Origin of the sequence: Streptomyces ureilyticus, assembly GCF_011045025.1 — a bacterium.
GTDB lineage: Bacteria > Actinomycetota > Actinomycetes > Streptomycetales > Streptomycetaceae > Streptomyces > Streptomyces ureilyticus.
On the sequence record NZ_JAAKZX010000449.1, the window covers coordinates 1 to 1,497 of the forward strand.

Here is a 1,497-nt window from a genome sequence, read left to right on the forward strand (position 1 = left end):
ACGATGGCAACTGAGGTGCAACCCGAGGTACGCACCACCGCAGGGACCGTGCGCGGGCGCTGGGAGGACGAACTCGCTGTCTTCCGGGGCATCCCCTACGCCGCACCACCCGTCGGCGAAGCGCGGTCGCCTCCGGCCCTCTCAAGGGCAAGGTCGTCGTCATCGACCCAGGCCACAACCCCGGCAACTTCCGCCACACCGCCGAGATCAACCGCCAGGTCGACATCGGCACGAACTCCAAGGAATGCGACACCACGGGCACGTCCACCAACGACGGTTACCCAGAAGCCCGTTTCACCCTCGACGTCTCCCACCGCCTCCGCACACTGCTCGAAAAGCAGGGCGCCACGGTCAAGTTCACGCAGGACGGCGACCGTCTCTGGGGCCCGTGCGTCGACGAACGCGCCCGCATCGGCAACAAGGCGAAGGCCGACGCCGTGGTCTCCATCCACGCGGACGGCTCGGGCGCCGGCAACCGCGGCTTCCACGTGATCCTGCCGGGCGCCGTGAACGAGGGCGAGGCCGACACCCGCCCGATCGTCGCCCCGTCCCGCGAACTCGGCGAACGCATCGCGGGCAACCTCGTCAGCGCCACCGGCAGCGCACCCTCCAACTACATCGGCGACGGCACCGGCCTCGACGTCCGCACGGACCTCGGCGGTCTCAATCTGTCAACGGTTCCCAAGGTGTTCGTCGAGTGCGGCAACATGCGCGACAGCAAGGACGCGGCCCTGCTGACCAGCGGCGCATGGAGGCAGAAGGCGGCGCGTGGGATCTCTGCGGGAATCGTGAGTTTCCTGCGGGGGTAATGATCTGCGAGCGGATCCGGCCACCCACCCCTCGCAGTCGGACGATAGTGTCGTCCCTACGATGAGGGGCCACCCCCGCGCTTCACACCGCGGCCATACGGCGACATGGTGACAGCGACGCCTCCACCGAAGACGAGACGACGACTGATGAAGGACTTGAAGTGAATATCCGCTCCCTCACTCGAGGCGACGGCGTGGTGATCGGAGCAGCGGTATTGCTGTTGATCGCGTCGTTCCTTGACCTCTATTCGCTCGACGGGGCCCCTGACGACTTCGCCATCCCGAATGCCTGGGGAAGCGCGCCGGTGCTGATGGGCGTCGTACTTGCCGGCATCATTGGCGCCGCACTCATCGTCGTCGCCCACGGGCTGCCGCAGGCACCCAAGGTCGCGGGCCTCGACCTCGCTCCGTTCGGCATCGCGTTCACGGTCTTCGCCGCCTGGAGCGCGCTCGGCAACATCTTCGACCCGGCCGGCGGCGCGGACAACATCGGCCCCAACGCCGGTGACGGCGGGGTCGAAGCCGGCATCGGCCTGATCCTGGCACTCATCGCCACCCTCCTCCTCGCCGCCGCCGCAATCGCCAGCTCCGCCGCTCCCCTGCGCAGCGCCTCGAAGGCCTGGAAGAAGGAGAAGCAGCCGCCCATCACGAAGATGCCGACGGCTGCCAGGAGCGACCAGAAGAAGCG

At 68.0% G+C, this 1,497-nt stretch carries 3 pseudogenes; all 3 read left to right on the top strand.

Annotation, left to right across the window (positions count from 1 at the left end):
* Positions 1-3 precede the first annotated feature (3 nt).
* Positions 4-165 (top strand): annotated as a pseudogene (locus G6048_RS48040) (carboxylesterase family protein); the annotation flags it as partial.
* A pseudogene (locus G6048_RS48045) lies at positions 129-809 on the top strand (N-acetylmuramoyl-L-alanine amidase); the annotation flags it as partial. The pseudogenes G6048_RS48040 and G6048_RS48045, both read left to right, overlap by 37 nt.
* A gap of 161 nt (positions 810-970) precedes the next feature.
* Positions 971-1,497: pseudogene (locus G6048_RS48050) on the top strand (hypothetical protein); the annotation flags it as partial.